Origin of the sequence: Anatilimnocola aggregata (assembly GCF_007747655.1) — a bacterium.
Taxonomy (GTDB): Bacteria; Planctomycetota; Planctomycetia; order Pirellulales; family Pirellulaceae; genus Anatilimnocola; species Anatilimnocola aggregata.
Genome location: NZ_CP036274.1, coordinates 5,953,829 through 5,971,008 on the forward strand (window position 1 = coordinate 5,953,829; position 17,180 = coordinate 5,971,008).

12 protein-coding genes are annotated in these 17,180 nt (G+C 56.6%); 6 read left to right on the forward strand and 6 right to left on the reverse strand.

The annotated features are described in order from the left end of the window. Positions 1-74: 74 nt before the first annotated feature. Entirely contained in the window at positions 75-752 is a 678-nt protein-coding gene (locus ETAA8_RS22420) for a LutC/YkgG family protein (protein WP_145093586.1), read from the reverse strand. After that, positions 742-2,196, reverse strand: a complete 1,455-nt coding sequence (locus ETAA8_RS22425) for a LutB/LldF family L-lactate oxidation iron-sulfur protein (protein WP_145093589.1) — start codon at positions 2,194-2,196, stop codon at positions 742-744. The genes ETAA8_RS22420 and ETAA8_RS22425 overlap by 11 nt, the downstream gene beginning before the upstream one ends. A gap of 174 nt (positions 2,197-2,370) precedes the next feature. Between ETAA8_RS22425 and ETAA8_RS22430 the strand changes: the two genes are divergently transcribed. The 3 genes from ETAA8_RS22430 (at position 2,371) to ETAA8_RS22440 (ending at position 6,582) form a co-directional block, all read left to right on the forward strand. Then, entirely contained in the window at positions 2,371-3,828 is a 1,458-nt protein-coding gene (locus ETAA8_RS22430; RefSeq protein WP_145093592.1) for an FAD-binding oxidoreductase, read from the forward strand. Between the two features lie 46 nt (positions 3,829-3,874). Further along, entirely contained in the window at positions 3,875-5,113 is a 1,239-nt protein-coding gene (locus ETAA8_RS22435) for an FAD-binding oxidoreductase (protein WP_145093595.1), read from the forward strand. 71 nt (positions 5,114-5,184) lie between these two features. Beyond that, a complete protein-coding gene (locus ETAA8_RS22440; RefSeq protein WP_145093598.1) occupies positions 5,185-6,582 on the forward strand; it encodes a (Fe-S)-binding protein in 1,398 nt (465 codons plus the stop codon). 482 nt (positions 6,583-7,064) lie between these two features. Here ETAA8_RS22440 and ETAA8_RS22445 read toward each other — a convergent pair whose 3' ends face one another. Both ETAA8_RS22445 and dnaK read right to left on the reverse strand, forming a co-directional pair. After that, a complete protein-coding gene (locus ETAA8_RS22445; RefSeq protein WP_145093601.1) occupies positions 7,065-7,787 on the reverse strand; it encodes a CPBP family intramembrane glutamic endopeptidase in 723 nt (240 codons plus the stop codon). 460 nt (positions 7,788-8,247) lie between these two features. Continuing rightward, the gene (dnaK, locus tag ETAA8_RS22450) at positions 8,248-10,185 is read right to left on the reverse strand and encodes a molecular chaperone DnaK (protein WP_145093604.1); all 1,938 of its coding nucleotides are present in this window, start codon (positions 10,183-10,185) and stop codon (positions 8,248-8,250) included. A 498-nt stretch (positions 10,186-10,683) separates the two neighbouring features. On the opposite strand from dnaK, the gene pheA reads away from it, so the two are divergent. Continuing rightward, positions 10,684-11,781, forward strand: coding sequence for a prephenate dehydratase (pheA, locus tag ETAA8_RS22455; RefSeq protein WP_145093607.1), 1,098 nt, complete (start codon positions 10,684-10,686; stop codon positions 11,779-11,781). A gap of 93 nt (positions 11,782-11,874) precedes the next feature. Continuing rightward, positions 11,875-12,741, forward strand: a complete 867-nt coding sequence (locus ETAA8_RS22460; protein ID WP_145093610.1) for a phytoene/squalene synthase family protein — start codon at positions 11,875-11,877, stop codon at positions 12,739-12,741. A gap of 82 nt (positions 12,742-12,823) precedes the next feature. On the opposite strand, the gene ETAA8_RS22465 is transcribed toward ETAA8_RS22460, so the two are convergent. Together ETAA8_RS22465 and ETAA8_RS22470 are read right to left on the reverse strand one after the other, a co-directional pair. Further along, positions 12,824-14,893, reverse strand: a complete 2,070-nt coding sequence (locus ETAA8_RS22465) for a S9 family peptidase (protein WP_202921198.1) — start codon at positions 14,891-14,893, stop codon at positions 12,824-12,826. Between the two features lie 394 nt (positions 14,894-15,287). Then, positions 15,288-16,190 (reverse strand): HDOD domain-containing protein, encoded by a 903-nt coding sequence (locus ETAA8_RS22470; RefSeq protein WP_145093613.1) that lies wholly within the window; start codon positions 16,188-16,190, stop codon positions 15,288-15,290. Positions 16,191-16,639: 449 nt separating this feature from the next. Here ETAA8_RS22470 and ETAA8_RS22475 point away from each other — a divergent pair, with 449 nt between their 5' ends. Beyond that, positions 16,640-16,990, forward strand: a complete 351-nt coding sequence (locus ETAA8_RS22475) for a hypothetical protein (protein ID WP_145093616.1) — start codon at positions 16,640-16,642, stop codon at positions 16,988-16,990. Positions 16,991-17,180 lie beyond the last annotated feature (190 nt).

The window sequence follows — 17,180 nt, forward strand, 5'->3', positions numbered from 1 at the left end:
AAGAAAGCCTACAAAACACGGCGAAAAACGTCAACTTGATTTACTGATGGGCGAGATCGATCGCTAACGCGTTCTCAACGAATGATAATGACTCGCCACCTGCCGGGGCCATGCACGCCGGTGGTGAGTTGCAATTCGATATCGCCGGTCTTGCTGGGACCAGTGATGAGTGTGATGTTGCTCGGCAGGTTTTGCACGCCCCGTTCGTGCAGAATGCGAAAGGCATCGAGCAAATCGGGTACGATCTGGCTCTGCTCGACGATCGCCACATGTACGGGGGGCAGCAGCGAAGCCAATCGTTCTTGTCCCGGATGGTGACACATCAGGAGCGTGCCCGTTTCGGCGATGGCTAAGTCGACGCTCGTAATGCCAATCTCGCAGGCCAGTTGTTCGAGTCGCCGCGCGGGCTGGGTAAGAGAGTTTGCCGAGTCGTAGTCGACGCGAGTTACGTTGCGTTCGGCGAGCAGTTCATTCAACTGCAAACGCATCAGCAGCGGATGTTGCCAACAAAGAGCCGTTTTGGCCTCTGCTTCCAGCAGATAACCGGCCAGGATTTCACGAGCCTGCCCAAGCGAATCGACGATGGTAGCAATCCCGCCGACGGCATCGATCTCTTGTGCTAGTTTTGCGCAGGCGTCACCGGTCACACCGACGTAGCCCACATCGGGAGCCAGTTGCTGATGTTCAACACGATATGCCCGGCCTATTTCGGCCGCTTGCTTCACGCGGGCGAGAAATGCTTCACGAGCCATGTCGTCCCTCTTTCTCCCACCAATCGCGGAATCGTGCTGCCGCTGGGGCTGGGAAATCACGCTTTTTCGTCCAGCCGTGCAATTTGCCCGGCAACTTTTTCAGCCAGGGACTTTTGCGATACCAGCGGCCGACGGTTCGCGTGGCGAGCCAGGTCGACAATCGATAAAGCCACGGTCGCTTGAGTGTCTTCGCCCACATTCGGTAAGCGAAAGACTCCATTCCATTCTTGAGCGTAGGCTCGTCGTGCATCTGCTCGCGCAATTTGACCAGCATCTCGGGAATCTGAATCTTCACCGGGCAAGCAGCCTGGCAAGCGCCGCACAAGCTCGAGGCATGCGGCAAATGATGATTGGCCGCGAGACCGTCATAGAGCGGTGTCAGCACCGCTCCGATGGGCCCGGCATAAACGCCGCCGTAGGCATGGCCACCAACGCTGCGATAAATGGGGCACGCGTTCAAGCACGCGCCGCAGCGAATGCAGAACAGGCTCTCGCGCAATGGACTGCCAAGAATCTGTGAACGGCCGTTATCGAGAATCACCAGATGAAACTCTTCCGCGCCGTCCGTTTCCCCTGCGCGCCGCGCGCCGGTAACGAACGAGGTGTAGACCGACAGCTTTTGCCCGGTGGCAGCGCGAGCGAGGACTTTAAGAAAATAAGGGAGGTCCGCTAGTTTCGGAATGACCTTTTCCATTCCCATCACGGCGATATGCATTTTTGGCAACGCAGTCGTAAGCCGCGCGTTCCCTTCGTTCGAAACGAGCACAATGGTGCCGGTTTCCGCCACGGCGAAATTCGCCCCCGAGATGCCAACCTCAGCCTCAGCAAATTTCTGCCGCAATTCTTGCCGCGCGAAGGCGGCCAGCGTCTCTCGTTCGGCAGCCAATGTTCGCCCAGCTGGCTGACTGAGGATTTCGGCAACCTCGACGGCCGACAAATGCAAGGCGGGGCCGACGATGTGCGACGGGCGATGACCGGCCAGTTGAATGATGTATTCGCCGAGGTCTGTTTCGACGGTCGTAATGCCAGCTGCTTCCAAGGCGGGGTTAAGGTGAATCTCTTCGCTGGTCATCGACTTCGACTTAACTACGCGCGAATAGCCTCGCTGCTTGATTAAGTCGACAATGATTTTGCTGGCCGCGTGACCGTCGTCGGCCCAATGAACCTGACCACCCCGGGCTTGCACACTAATTTCCAGCGTTTGCAAATGCTCGTGCAGATTCGCCAGCGTATCGTCTTTGATTTGCCGGGCTCGCTGCCGGACCAGATCGGAGTTCGGCAGTTGCTGCCAGGCATCGCGATTTCGCTGGCCGAGCGTATCGCCCAGTTGCCCCAGAATAATTTGCAAGCTGGGGGTGCGGAGGGCCTTCTCTGACGCCGCCAGAAACTCGTGGTGGGTACTACGGATGTAGTCGGTTTCGGTCGTCGGACTACTGCTGTTCAAGTGACGTTCCTCGCTGCGTGCGCGGCATTTGCCGAATCCAGAAAATTCCCCGCGCCCACGGGCAGCAGTTACAATACAGTGCTCCGGAGGCGAGTAAAATCCCACTGCACTGCTAGTTAGGCAAGCGGCGGCATTTATAATCGGGCCACCACTTCAGAATTATCACCTTGCTGTATGACCACCATCGTTCCTCCGACGACGCAGACTCTCACTCGCTTGGCAGACGAACTGCGCCGCGCGATTGGGAGCGAAAACGTGCTGACCGCTCGTTCCGACCTGCTCGTGTACGAGTGCGATGGCTTTGTGATCGAAAAAAACAGCCCGGACGTCGTTGTCTTTCCACGCAGCACCGCGGACGTGGTAAAGGTCGTCCAGTGCTGCAATCGGGCCGATGTCCCCTTCGTTCCCCGCGGCGCCGGTACCAGTTTGGCTGGCGGTTGCCTGCCAATCGGTGGGGGCGTGATGATCGTTCTCACGCGGCTGAAGAACATACTCGAGATCAACTATCGTGATCGCTATGCCGTCGTTGAACCGGGCGTGGTGAACGTCCATTTGACGAACGCCCTCAAAGGTTCGGGCTATCACTATGCTCCGGATCCCTCCAGTCAGGGCGCTTGCACCATTGGCGGTAACGTGGCGACGAACTCGGGCGGGCCGCACACGCTAAAGTATGGCGTGACTGTGAACCATGTTCTGGGCATCGAAGCGGTGCTCGCCGACGGTTCGGTTGTGCAATTGGGTGGCCCCGCAGAAGATCCCCTCGGACTCGATCTGGTCGGCGCGATGGTCGGCAGCGAAGGTACGCTTGGCATCGTGACCAAAGTTTGGGTCAAGCTGACGCGAAATCCTCAAGGCTGGCGCACGATGCTCGCCATTTTTGAGAGTTGCGATGATGCCACGCAGGCGATTAGCGAAATCATTGGCGCCGGAATCGTCCCCGCTGCGCTCGAAATGATGGACCAGGGAATTCTCGTCGCCATCGAAGCAGCTTTTGGTTTCGGCTTTCCACTCGATGCTCAAGCAATCTTGCTCATAGAAGTCGATGGACTTGAAGCGGGGCTTGACCAGCAGCGCGATCAGATCGTCGAGCTCTGCAAGAGGAGCAACGCCCGCGAAGTTCGTCTGGCGAAAGACGAAAAAGAACGATTGAAGCTCTGGAAATGTCGCAAGCAGGCGTTTGGAGCTATCGGCCGCTTGAGCCCCAGTTATTGCACGCAAGATGGTGTCGTCCCGCGCACGCAATTGCCGAACATTTTGCGCAAGATCATCGAAATCGGCACTCGATACGATTTGAAGATTGTGAATGTTTTTCACGCCGGCGACGGCAACATTCACCCGATTCTGCTGTTTGATGAACGTCAGCCCGAACAGGTCGAACGGGTACTCTTGGCCAGTAACGAGATTCTCGAAGCTTGCCTGGCTAGCGGCGGCAGTGTGACCGGCGAGCATGGCATCGGCGTCGAGAAGATCCATTTCATGCAAAAAATGTTCACCCCCGATGATTTGCAGGCAATGGACAATCTGCGGCAGGCGTTCAATCCGCTGGGCAAACTAAGTCCGCAGAAAATGCTGCCGACCGCTGGTGGCTGCGGTATGGAACAAAAACATCCTGGCCGCCGGGCCGCGCTTTAACCCATTTCTTATATCCCTCTCCGCCATCCGTCGAAAGCATTGCCGCGTGCCAGTATCAAGTGACATCTTGCCGTTGCAAAAGACCAGCGATCCCGCCACGGCAGCGGAAGTGGTCGACCTTGTGCAACAAGCGCGAGCTGCCACCACGCCGTTGTATCCCATCGGTGGCGGCACCAGCTTGCACTTTGGTTTGCGCGCTAAGACTCCGGGCTGGGGCGTTACACTCAGCAAACTGAACCGGGTTGTCGACTTTCCTGCCCGCGATATGACCATCACAGTCGAAGCCGGCATCACGCTGGCAGAATTGGCCCAGACGCTTGCTGCTGAAGGTCAGCGTTTACCCGTCGATGTCCCCGCAGCTGATAAGGCCACCGTGGGCGGGGTGATTGCGACGAACTGGAATGGTCCGCGCCGCTATGGCCAAGGTTCGCTGCGAGATTTTGTCATCGGCATCGAAGCCGTTGATGGAACCGGGCTTTTGTTTCATGGTGGCGGACGCGTGGTGAAAAACGTAGCCGGTTACGACTTCTGCAAACTGCTCACCGGCTCACTCGGGACGCTGGGGATCATCACGCAGGTGACGTTCAAGGTCCGTCCAATTCCCGAACGAAGTGCCTGGCTGGCTTGCAGCCTGTCATCGCCCAAACAAGCTGAGGCCATGTTGGCCGCACTGCAACAGTCGGCGGTTGTTCCGGCAGCGGTGGAGTTGCTTGCGGGTCCAGTCTGGCAATCGCAGTCGGCCCTCGATGAATTGAAACTCGATCCTCGCGGTTATGCTCTGCTTGTGCTGCTGGAAGGAACCGCGGCGGAAGTCCTCTGGATGAAAGATCACTTGCGTCGCGAGTGGCGCGATGCCGGAGTCGTCAATCCGCTGATGGAGGACGGTTGTGCCGCTCCGTGGCTGCAAATCATTGAGTTCTCGGCCGATCTCGATAGCCCCATTACTGTGCAAGCCAGCGTCAAACCGAGCGGCGTGTTGCCGTTTATCGAGGTTTGTCGCCAGCGCGATCCGAACTGTTCTGTCCTGGCTCATGCAGGGAACGGCACGGTTTTCGTGCGGTTCGCTACATTTCCAGACAAGGGACTCGGTCAACTCTTGCTGGGCGATTTGCAGCCCGCAGCCTCCGCTCAGCAGGGGCATGTAGTAATATTGAATGCGCCGCCCGGTGCCGAGGCAACAAATCAAAGCTATTGGGGTGGCGAGGCGCCTCTAGCATTGATGACAGCCGTTAAACGCCGTTTTGATCCGCTCAACCTGCTCAACCGTGGCCGTTTCGTTTATTAGTTGGAGTTCCGGCTTTAGCCGGCTTTTTTTAAGAAACTAACAGCTGCCGGCTAAAGCCGGAACTCCAACCTATGACTTCAGCCTCAGCGAATCCGCCTTCCACCATCAGCGATGCTGCAGTGGCGCGTACCGAGCCGTTGCTGCAACTGGGCGGTGCCGCGCCGCTCGTGCCCCAGGCGCGACCGGGTTCGAACATCGACTACGAATTGTTTCTTGATTGCGTTCACTGCGGTTTATGTACGGCATCTTGCCCCACTTTTGTCGAAACGGGCAACGAAAATGACAGCCCGCGCGGCCGCATCTATCTGATGCGCGCCGTGACAGATGGGCGCCTAGAACTGAATCAAAATGTTCGCCGTCACTTAGAGCTATGCCTCGACTGTCGCGGTTGCGAAACGGCTTGCCCCTCCGGCGTGCAATACGGCAAACTGATCGAGCCTTTTCGCGTGTCGATGGAACAAGCGGACAGCAACGGCAGCCGCAGTGCCAAAACCAACGACTGGTTTCATCGCTACATTTTGTTCGGGCTGTTTCCTTATCCCGAACGCCTGCAAGCTTCGCTGCGTCCAGCTCGAATCGCACAGTGGCTCGGACTCGATCAATTGCTGATTAGCACTGGCCTGTGGCGTTTGCTTCCCTCGCGACTCGGCCGGCTGGCAACGATGTTGCCCAAGCTGGAAAAACCGCTACCGCAATTGCCCACGTTTTTTGCCGCCACCGGTCGTCGCCGCGCTCGCGTTGCGCTCTTCACCGGTTGCGTCGGCGACGTGATGTTTCGCCAGACGAACTGGGCGACTGCTCGCGTTTTGCAGGCCAATGGCTGCGATGTAGTAGTGCCTCGCGAGCAAGGGTGCTGCGGTGCGATCCACCTGCATGCCGGCAGCAGCGATCCCGCCAAGGCGTTTGCCAATCAAAACCTGGCGGCCTTTGACCCCAGCAGCGTCGATGCGATCATCGTCAACGTGGCAGGCTGCGGTTCGATGCTTAAGGACTATGGTCATCACTGGCAAGACGATCAACAGCACGAGCGTGAGGAGTTCGCCGCCAAAGTTCGCGATTGCAGCGAGTTTCTCGATGACCTGGGGTTAGTTACTCCACCGGGCGAAGTGCGCGTGACGGCCACCTATCACGATGCCTGCCACCTGGCCCATGCCCAGAAGGTGCGCGAACAGCCCCGTAACCTTCTCAAACGAATTCGGGGGCTAAAGCTCATTGAACTGGCGGAGTCGGATCTTTGTTGCGGTGCCGCAGGAACCTACAACCTCACCGAGCCCGAGATGGCCGAGAAACTCGGTCGCCGTAAGCTCGACAACATTCGCAAGACCGGCGCGCGAGTGGTCATCACCTCCAACGCCGGTTGCCTGCTGCAGATCGCCCGCGAAGCTCGCATGCAGGGTGAGGTGCTGAAAATCATGCACCCCATGGACATTCTCGACCTCAGCTATCGCAAAGAGAAGCTGAAATTTTAGTGCCGGGCTGCAATCCACGCTTCAGCACAACTGTCGACCTCCTCACAGCATGACCAACTTTGTCGGCGGTGCATATCACCTCATCGAGATCGCACACCTGCGAGTAAATTTCTGGACAAGCAGCCGAAAGACCACCCCTCAATTGTGGCCTTTGAGGGCAAAACCTGCTTGAATTTACCGAAAACCACCAAGTGCCATCTTTGCAAACTGGCAATTCCCCCCGCTCGTTTTAGCCAAGTTCGTAGGCACACTCGGCGCATCTGGCGCAGCACTATTAAGCAGCGACATCAGGCGAGGTTGAGAGTAACTTCTAAGCCTCGGCGAATTACACTTCTCTCACTAGCACGACCTCTGCCATGCTCAACCGCAACCTTTGGTTGCTGTGGTCTCATTTTCTTGGCAAGCATCAATAGGCAAAGGCGCTGCAACGTCGCCGCCGCCTAAATCAACTCCACCCTCCACAACTATTGGCAATATCTCTCTTACGCTCGAAACGAGAGGAAATAGTCGAGGCTCACTCCCAGCGCCCAATGCTGCAAGACTCCTGCCCATAGTGACTTTGTACGAATCACGAGCAATCCCCAAAACAGGCTGGCCGGAATGCAGGCCAAGAGTTCGATCGAAGGTTTTCCGATATGCGCCAACGTGGCGGCCATCGTCTGAATGCAGACGGCGCTAGCCCAACCGCTGCTCGGTGTAAGCCCACTTTGCAGAAACCCACGAAAGTGAAACTCCCAACCGATATAGAAAAACAGCAGGCTCGCGGCGTGTACGAGAAAAGCCTGAGTCGAAACGCCCGCATGCCGATTGAGCGGATACTCTGCGGCAAACGCAGCGAGCGGCGAAAAGGCATAACCAATCAATACAATGATCGGGGCTGCCGCCAAGACAAACACGATCCCCGGCCCTATGTTGCCGACCCTCACTCCATAGTCGCTCAGGCTCTCTCGTAGTACCAACTTGACGATCACCATTGGAATCAAGCCCAGCAGCAGGAAACACATCGCAATTTCGTACCAGCCGGCAGTTGCAACCATGTCACCAGCTAACACGAAATGACTCGCCAGATAGTCGGTGTAGAAAGCACGGGAACCGAAGGCTCGCCACAGGCACAGGAGCAGCGAAGAACTTAAGAGCACGATTGTTGATTTGCGTTGCGGCGGGCTGAAGAGTTCCAGCAAATTGCCGACTAGTTGACCATTCATTTAGTAAGCACCTGCCGCAACCGCATCGGCAATTCGCTGCGTGAGGATTGCACCCCAAACATATTTTCATCTGCTGACGAACCACACAATCCCATCGACAGTCTCCTGATTGCCCCCATTCTAGTCAGAGCCTCGGCAGATTGAGTCGCCAGAATCCTCAATCGGGACCAGGTTGATTTGCGGCCTTATCGTCCGAAGGTGAAGTTGCACCTACATCCACTTGGTGAAAGCGACCACGGTGCTGAACCGAAGAACAATTTCCGCTGCGTGACAAGAAACAGCAAAGCCCCATGAGAGGCAACACTCGCGGCAGACGAGTGTTGCAACTCACGGGGCTTTGGGACTCTAGCCGATGCTCGTAAGCCGCGAGCTTGCACCCACGGCCACGAGACTTTGATTAACGGTCGGATGAACGGCCTGACTGGAACCTGACGGGATACCGCCTGTTCCGGCCAGGGATCTACTTCTTCACTTCAAACTCGCCTTCGATGACGTCGTCGTCGTTTTTCTTGGCGGCTTCGGGTGCTGGGGCACCTTCGGCACCAGCGTCACCGCCGGCGGCTGCACCACTCTTCTCGTACAGCATCTTGGTGAAGGCATGCGAAGCGGCTTCGAGTTGCTCGATCGCAGACTTAATGGCTGCGGTGTCGGTCCCCTTGGCTTTTTCGCGGGTGCTGTCGATAGCCTTCTGCAGAGGCTCCTTGTCGGAGTCTTGCAGTTTGTCGGCATTCTCCTTCATCGTCTTTTCAAGGGAGTAGCACATGTTGTCGGCCTGGTTACGCAGGGTAGCCAGTTCGAGTTTGTTCTTGTCCTCGTCGGCATGAGCCTCGGCATCGCGACGCATCTTTTCGATCTCCTCTTTCGAGAGACCAGAAGATTGTTCGATTCGCACGTTGGCCTGTTTGCCCGTTCCCATTTCGCGGGCCGAGACATCCAAAATGCCGTTCGCGTCGATATCGAACGTCACCTGAATTCGCGGCATTCCGCGCGGAGCTGGGGGAATGCCATCCAAACTGAAGTCGCCGAGCAGCCGGTTGTCGTTGGCCATCTTGCGTTCGCCCTGGAAGACCTTCACCTGCACGCCGGGTTGATTGTCGGCGGCTGTACTGAATTCCTTCTGAGCCTTGAACGGGATGGTCGTGTTCTTTTCGACAATCGCCGTCATCACGCCACCCTCGGTTTCGATACCGAGAGTCAGCGGGGTGACGTCGAGCAGCAGCACGTCCTTCCGTTCACCAGCGAGCACCGAAGCCTGAATCGCAGCGCCGACGGCCACCACTTCGTCCGGATTCACACCCTTATGCGGATCCTTACCGAAGAGGTCTTTCACCAGCTTCTGCACCTTCGGCACGCGGGTGCTACCACCGACGAGTACGACCTCGTCGATTTCGCCTGGCTTCAGGTTGGCATCTTTCATCGCTTGCAGCACGGGCTTGCGGCACCGTTCCACTAGCGAGTCAATCAGCTCTTCGAACTTCGAGCGGCTGATGGTCATCTGCAAGTGCTTCGGCACTCCGTTCGCCATGGTAATGAACGGCAGGTTTAAGTCGGTCTGTTGCAATGAGCTCAGTTCCTTCTTGGCTTTTTCGCAGGCTTCCTGCAGCCGTTGAAGAGCCATCGGATCCTTGCGCAAGTCGACGCCTTGTTCTTTCTGGAACTCACCGGCGACGTAGTGAATCAGCGCTTCGTCGAAGTCGTCACCGCCGAGGTGTGTGTCACCGTGGGTGCTGATGACCTGGAACAGTTGCTTGCCGCCGCCATCTTCGTCGGTGCCAACTACTTCCAGGACAGAAACGTCGAACGTACCGCCACCGAGATCGAAGACGACGATCTTCTCGTTCTTCTTCTTATCGAGGCCGTAGGCGAGGGCCGCAGCAGTCGGCTCGTTGATGATACGCGCGACTTCCAGGCCCGCGATTTGACCCGCGTCCTTGGTGGCTTGCCGCTGAGCATCGTTGAAGTAGGCAGGAACCGTGATCACGGCCTTGTTCACTTTGTGGCCGAGATACGCTTCCGCAGCTTCCTTCAACTTGCGCAGCACGAGCGCGGAGATTTCTTGGGGCGTGTACTCTTTATCGCCGATCTTGATTTTGACGTACTCTTGCGAGCCGCCGGTCACTTTGTAGGGAACCATCTTCTCTTCGGTTTCCACCTCGGAGTGACGGCGCCCCATGAACCGCTTGACCGAGTAGACGGTCTTGGTGGGGTTGGTCACGGCTTGCCGTTTCGCGGGTTCGCCCACGACCGTTTCGCCTTTTTCCGTAAAACCCACGACGCTGGGCGTCAGGCGATTGCCTTCTGCATTGGCAATCACCTTGGGTTCACTACCCTCCATGATCGCCACAACCGAGTTCGTGGTTCCCAGATCGATGCCAATGATTTTTTCGCCAGCTGCCATAGTTGTTGTGCCTCTTTAGAAAAGATTTGTGTGAGCGGAACTGTTTTGTGGAAGTTCAGTTGCGGGAACGTCAGAATTCGCCTGAAGCTCCCGGATTCGGACTTAGGAACTGGCCGCGACAAATGAATGCCTCGGCAAGCGATAGTCGCTTTAAGGCAAAGTGCATGCCGAAGAATGCTTTCACTCAAACTGCATACCGCAAGACATTACCTGATAATGACTTAAGAATATCTAAGACAGGCAAGGTTCTGCTCGCAGCGACAGTTCCGCACGCACTCCTGCCAAATTGACACTTGGTTTTCCTCCCCTTTGGAACAGACAAACTACAATTGCCAATGTGGCAGTTACGGCCAGAGTTGCTAGGGAATCGCCCGGCAGATCGGCTAATTGGTTGACACTCGATAGCTAGCTCATTACAAGTTGGTTCGCTGGAATGCTTTCGCAGCCTTGCCCAAGCGAGCCCCTAGCGGAAACCAAACCTCTCTCTGAATGACTCCCATGAGCAAAAAGAACACCGCTGCTGGTTCGTCGGCCGCTGCTGCCCGCAAGGAACTGGAACGGCTCGATCGCGAGTTGCTTAAGGTCATCAGCGATCGGGCGCGCACCTGCCAGAAATTGGCCAAAGCTCGGCAGCAGGAAGGTGGCCTGCTGCATGACATGGGCGAAGACCACGCTGCATTTCAAAAGTTGCTCGAAGCCAACAAAGGTCCACTGAGCGAAGCTGGCCTGCGAAGCATCTGGCGCGAACTGCAAGGCCAGGCCCGGAGCATGATCCAGCCGTTGCGGATTGCCTATCTCGGTCCGAAGTACAGCTATAGCCATTTGGCCGGCATTGCGCGGTTTGGCGATTCACTCGACCTGTTGTCGATGGCCACTATCAAAGCTGTGTTCGAAGCGGTGAATGTCGGCGAAGCGAACTATGGCATTGTGCCGATTGAGAATTCGACCGATGGCCGCGTGGTCGACACCCTTGACATGTTCGCTCGCGTGCCGCTGCAAATCACCGGCGAAGTGCAACTCAAGATTCATCACCAACTGCTGGGCAAATGCACGCGGTCGCAAATCACCGAGGTTTACAGCAAACCCCAAGCTCTCTCTCAGTGCCGCGATTGGCTTGCCAAGAACTTACCTAACGTCCGCACGGTCGAAATGACCAGCACCGCGCTCGCCGCGCAGATCGCCGTCGATAAACCCGGCGCTGCAGCCGTGGCCAGCTACGAAGCAGGATTGAATTACGGCCTGAATGTGATCGACGCCAACATCGAAGACAACAAGAGCAACGTCACGCGGTTTGCGGTCATTGGCGGCGATGCACCAAAACGTACGGGGCACGATAAGACAGCGCTGATGTTTGCGATTCCTCATAAACCCGGCGCGCTGGCCGATGCGATGGCTGTCTTCAAACGCGGCCGACTGAACATGACTTGGATTGAGTCTTTTCCGATGCCCAACACCAAGAACGAGTATCTGTTCTTCGTAGAACTCGAGGGGCACCAAGGCGACTCGAAAGTGAAGAGCGCACTCCTCGCCCTCGGTCGCAAGACCGACAAACTGAATGTGCTCGGGTCCTATGCTCGCGGTTTGCCGGCAGAGTAAGCAGGACAACGGAAGTAGCTGAATTCGCCAGAATTCAGACGTTTCAGGTCTCTGAATTCTGGCGAATTCAGCTACTGATTGAATTCACGGAAGATGCCGGGCAAGAACCGCGAACCGCGTTTGGAAGAAAGCTATCGCCATTGCCGAGATGTGGTTCTTCGCGCTCGCTCCAATCTGGCTCGCGCTTTCTGGCTCCTCAGGCACGATCAGCGGCGGGGTATGGATGCGCTCTATGCCTTTGCTCGCCAGGCAGATGATCTGGTCGATTGCCCAGGGAGTGAACGGGACCGGCGAACATCACTGGAACAATTTCGTCACGAACTCGATCACTCTCTGGCCGGCAAGCCCGTTGGAATGCTCTTTCCAGCGCTGATTGACACGATCCAGCACTATCAGATTCAGCCCCGGCATTGCTACGACCTGCTCGATGGCTGTGCCATGGATTTGTCTCCAAGGCGATATGCAAATTGGGATGAACTGCGAGAGTACTGCTTGCGAGTGGCCTCCAGCGTGGGACTAGCATGTTTGCAGATTTGGGATTGCACCGACGAACGGGCATTGCAGCCAGCCATCGACTGCGGACTGGCGCTGCAACTTACGAACATCCTGCGCGATGTCCGTAGCGACGCGCAGGTTGGCCGAATCTATCTGCCGCAAGATGAACTTGCTCGCTTCGGGGTGACTGAAAACGACTTGTTGAGCGGCGAGCCAACTGCAAGCATGATCGAGCTAGTGCGATTTCAAATCGTCCGCTCAAACGCGCTCTATGCTTCCGCCTGGCAAGGCTTGAGCTATGTTCCCGAACCGGCCCGCCGACTTTACTGGTTAATGCATCAAACCTATGATCGGCTGCTCAAAAAGATGGAAGCTGATCCGGCGGCCATTTTTCGCACTCGCGTGCAACTGAGCCAATCGACCAAAATCTGGCTCGCCGCACGGGCGGTATTGCGGCTGGTGTAATATTCCACCGTAAACGAGTCATTCCATGACTCACATTCCGCGTAGTCAAGTCACGGAGTGACTGGACTACGAAAAATGTCGCTTACTTCGCTGCTCGCATCGGGCGAGCCTTCAGCTTTTCGGTTAGCCCGGGGACTTGATCGTCACCACTCGGCACGCTGAAATCGGCACCGGTGAAGGCATCGCCAATGGGTTCAAAGCGACCGCCGAGATTCTGTGCCAAGAAAGCTTCGGTGATGGCGTAGAACGCAAAGCGATTCGGTGGACGTGAGAAGCCGTGCCCTTCGTCGTGAAACAGCACATAGGTCACGGGAATCTTCCGTTCGTTCATCGCTTTCACAATCTGATCGGCTTCGGGTTGTTTCACGCGCGGGTCGTTCGCCCCCTGACCAATCAGCAGCGGACGCTGAATCTTGTCGACCATGAGCAGCGGCGAGCGCGACTCGAGGAACTTCTTTCCTTCCTCCGATTGGTGATCACCGACGCGAACCTTCATCACCGGCATGAAGGGCATCCAGTATGGCGGCGGATTGCTAAGCAGCGTGATCAGGCTCGAAGGGCCAACGACGTCGACACCGCAGGCAAACACGTCGGGGGTAAAGGTCAGCCCGACCAGTGTCGCATAGCCGCCGTAACTACCGCCCATGATGGCCACTTTGTCTTTGCGAGCAATCTTATTGTCGACGACCCAATTCACGGCGTCGATCAGATCGTTGTGCATCTTGCCGGCCCACTCCTTGTCGGCCGCGTTAATGAATTCCTTGCCGAAGCCTGTCGAGCCACGATAGTTTACTGCTAGCACGGCATAACCGCGGTTGGCCAGCAGTTGATGCTCCGGGTCGTATCCCCAATCGTCGCGCGCCCATGGGCCGCCATGCACGTTCAGCACCATCGGCAGCGGCTCATTGGGGCGACCGTCGCCATCGGCGTCGCTCCCCTTGGGCAGGGTTAGATAGCTGACGAGTTCCAGCCCATCGCGGCTCTTGATTACCTGCGGGTGCATCTTTACCAGCGGCAGTTTTTCCAACTCGCGATTGCTGCTAAAGAGATAGGTCACCTTGCGATTCGGTGCGCGATCGTAGATGTAAAACTGTACCGGCCCGTTGTCCATCACGTAGGCCACGCTCCAGCGCGTATCATCGAGCGTGCGTCCGGTGATTTGCAATTCGCCATCGGTAACCGTCTTGAGATAGTCGAAATCAGGTTGAATCGCTGGATCGAGAATTTTCCAATCGGTGCGAGTGAACGTATAGCTGACGGCTTGCACGGTCTTCTTGGTGGGATGGGCAAGTGCGCCGGAAATATCGGCCCGGTCGTTTTCGGCCAGCAGTTCCGATTCGCCCGTTTTGATCGTCATCAGTTTGAGCGCGGCCGTATTGCGACCGCGACTATCCAGCATGTACAGCTTATCCCCTTCTTTGTTGAAACCAGCTGGCGAAGTGGTCATCGCATCGGCAACGCCGATCTCCATGAACGGCTTCCAGCCGTCCATGCCATCGGGCTGCAGGTAGACCTGGCCGCCAGTCGGCGAAAAGTTCATCGCCAGACGCACTTCGTAGTTGTCGTCGATTAAAAAGCCCGCGAATCCCGGGTTCAACTTCACCAACTTCTTCTCAGCAGTGTTGATGTTGATCTTGTAGATGTCGTGATAGTGCCGCTCACCTCGATCGTTGATGCCGACCAGAATCTCTTCGGGAAAGTTTTCGCTGAAGCCTTCGATCTGCGCGGCAATCTTTTCGATTGGAGTCAGATCGGTGATTTTGCCCGTATCGAGGTTGATGGCGTAGACGTGATTGTCTTCGTCGCCGTTCTTATCTTGCGTGTAGAGAATGTGCTTGTTGGTGTAGGCCCACATATAGCTGACAACGCCGCGGTGCTTGTCGAATGTGATCGGCTTGGCATTGGCTGGATTGTCGTCGGGACTGGCCCAGACATTCAGTACTCCTTCGACGGGGGCAACGTACGCCAGCCGTTTGCCATCGTGGCTCAGCCGCGCGCGAGCTTTCTCGGGATTGCCGAAGAACCTAGCTCGAGGTATGAGCGGAACTTCGGCAGCGGCACCTTGGGCAGCCGCGATGCTGGAACAGGAAGATTGCAGGCAGATTGCCGCCAAAACAAGCGGTAGCGCAACGAACAACAGACGACGCATCATGATGCCAACCCTCCGTGAGAACTAAGACTAATCGCTGAATCCGACAGCATACCGGACGCGCGTGGGCTGAACTACCTGGGAGAGGTCCGCGAGTCGATTGGCAGGGAGCCTGTGTCGATTCTCACTGCACGCGTGTCATCTAAAGCGACCCGAAGGCACTGCGCTCAATTGCGAAGCAGTGGGCAGAGTCAAGGAATCTCGCAATCAGCGCACAATAATCAATCTTTTCAATTCTGGTACGGCAATTGCTTTTGCCTTCACCAAGTCACGCTTGTCGAAGAGGGATAAGCGAACGCGGTTGCCCAACCTGAATCTGGCGGGGCACCTGTCCGGTGCAGATGTCACTTCGGTGACGTCGGCCGGACGGTGCCCTTTTTTGATTGCCAGCTCTTATCTAAACAGCGACCGGTTGTTCTTCGAAGTATTGCACCAGCGACTTTGCTGGTGCAACCAGCTTCAGCACCGGCGCGAACTCGGTGAACTCTTTGTCGACAATAGCGAGCGTCTGAGCTGGATTGGCTGTGGGCCCGGCAATTTTCGCGAACGCTTCGACAAACGCTTCTCGCTCGGCCCACAACTTGTCGCTGGCAGCGGGAAGAGACGACGACAGTGCCACGGCCAGTGCGCCGATGTCTTTGCTATCAGCAGCAATCAACTGATTGAGCTTGGTGTGGCTTTCGATCAGGCGAGCGAATTCTTCGGGCAGGCTCCAACTGCGGGCCATCACAGCAGCAGCATCGGCGTGGGTCCAGCCATATTTGGCTTGTTCGAGATCGCTGAGGCGGCTCGAACCGTTGTTGCGACCTTCGAGCAGCGTGAGATATTGCGCCGGCAGTTCTTTGGCCAGCAGTGGGACGGCCATATCTTGCAATAACGCGGCGGCAAAGAGATCTTCTGCTTCTTTCCAGCCTTTGAGTTTGCCGAACGCGCGGGCGAACAGGCCGCGGCGCAGTGAATCCTGCCACAGGCTCTTGAGATCGAACGGACCGCACTTCGGATTCGGCATTAAGCTGAACACGGCGCTCCAGAGCGCGAAGTTTTTGATTGTGCGGATGCCAACCAGCGTGATCGAGAGCTTGACGCTGGAGATCTCGCGAGAAAAACCAAAGTACGACGAATTCACGAACTTCAGCACCTGGCCGGTCAGGCCCGGATCGGCTTCGATTGGCACGGCGAACTCTGCAGGACCATTGTCCGGGTTCTGCGAGAGTTCGAGCAAACGGATGGCGCTCTGTGGCAAGGCCGGCAGTTGAGCACTACCGAGCAATTCTTTCAGACTGGGAGTTTGATTCGACATGAGGGTTCGCTTCTCACTGCGGGGCAGGCATGGAAGAATGACGTTTTGCGGCGCGTCCCCAGCTGGCTGGCTCACAACCGGATACGTCAACGCTTGCTCAAACTTAGGTCGACTCCAGCCCGCGTCAAATCAGAGCGAGGCAATCAGCAAGTCCATCTCAACCCCCTCTTGCCGAGAGCGAAGTTGACCTTTCACCCAGTGTTGTCTTCTCGCCACTGTCGACGTTGCCGAGCGTCAACGCTCAGGTTTCTCGGCGAACAGCCCTCCACGGCCCAAGTCTCGCGAACACAACACGTTGCAACTCAATGCACCGATCGCAATTAGATCAGGCACGATGGCTGCAAAGTGATGATCCAGGTTCCTGCTAGCCGGACCAGGGATGATTCTGCCGGATCATCCCTGGTCGAGGCTGGCGGGACATCTCTTTGCCATGCTCCGCGAGAACCAGCATGATCGTCACCAGCCGCAGCTTCGCGCTCTTAAAAACAACTGGTGCGATTGGAACTTTATTGCTCGTTCTTTCTGCCACAGTGGATGTGCGCGCACAGGACAACGGACTGGACGATGGTTGGCGCCGGACCAAGGACGGGTGGGAACAAATGGCGACCTGGAACTTACCGACGAATGTTGTCGCCGCAGAATTCGACGCGGAATCTTTTGCAGTGATGACTCTTCCGCGTTGGCAGGGTTCGGTCTTTTTTCATCCAGCCATGATTGCGATTTCACTGGTGGCGATTGCGGCGGCCTGTTTGAGGATTCCAGGCGCTTCGGCACCGTCGAAGGACGCAATCTCCAACTGATTGCAACTCCGTTAGTTGCGGTGGTCGCTTCCAGATCCTGCAGCACCACTTCGCCGCGAAATCTCAAACCCCATTTTCAACCTAAACGTTCAACAATACCCTCGATTGTTGAACACCAATCGCTCGGAAACCCGAGAGTTAAGCATCTCGCTGTCCAATTAATAACCCCTTAATTGAACACCCCTCTTTT

What these genes read in the sequence shown, in the direction of transcription:
- pheA (WP_145093607.1), top strand. Translation starts at nt 10,684, where the DNA reads ATGAGCAAAAAGAACACCGCTGCTGGTTCGTCGGCCGCTGCTGCCCGC.
- ETAA8_RS22460 (WP_145093610.1), top strand. Translation starts at nt 11,875, where the DNA reads ATGCCGGGCAAGAACCGCGAACCGCGTTTGGAAGAAAGCTATCGCCAT.
- ETAA8_RS22475 (WP_145093616.1), top strand. Translation starts at nt 16,640, where the DNA reads ATGATCGTCACCAGCCGCAGCTTCGCGCTCTTAAAAACAACTGGTGCG.
- ETAA8_RS22445 (WP_145093601.1), bottom strand. Translation starts at nt 7,787, where the DNA reads ATGAATGGTCAACTAGTCGGCAATTTGCTGGAACTCTTCAGCCCGCCG.
- ETAA8_RS22470 (WP_145093613.1), bottom strand. Translation starts at nt 16,190, where the DNA reads ATGTCGAATCAAACTCCCAGTCTGAAAGAATTGCTCGGTAGTGCTCAA.
- ETAA8_RS22430 (WP_145093592.1), top strand. Translation starts at nt 2,371, where the DNA reads ATGACCACCATCGTTCCTCCGACGACGCAGACTCTCACTCGCTTGGCA.
- dnaK (WP_145093604.1), bottom strand. Translation starts at nt 10,185, where the DNA reads ATGGCAGCTGGCGAAAAAATCATTGGCATCGATCTGGGAACCACGAAC.
- ETAA8_RS22465 (WP_202921198.1), bottom strand. Translation starts at nt 14,893, where the DNA reads ATGATGCGTCGTCTGTTGTTCGTTGCGCTACCGCTTGTTTTGGCGGCA.
- ETAA8_RS22420 (WP_145093586.1), bottom strand. Translation starts at nt 752, where the DNA reads ATGGCTCGTGAAGCATTTCTCGCCCGCGTGAAGCAAGCGGCCGAAATA.
- ETAA8_RS22440 (WP_145093598.1), top strand. Translation starts at nt 5,185, where the DNA reads ATGACTTCAGCCTCAGCGAATCCGCCTTCCACCATCAGCGATGCTGCA.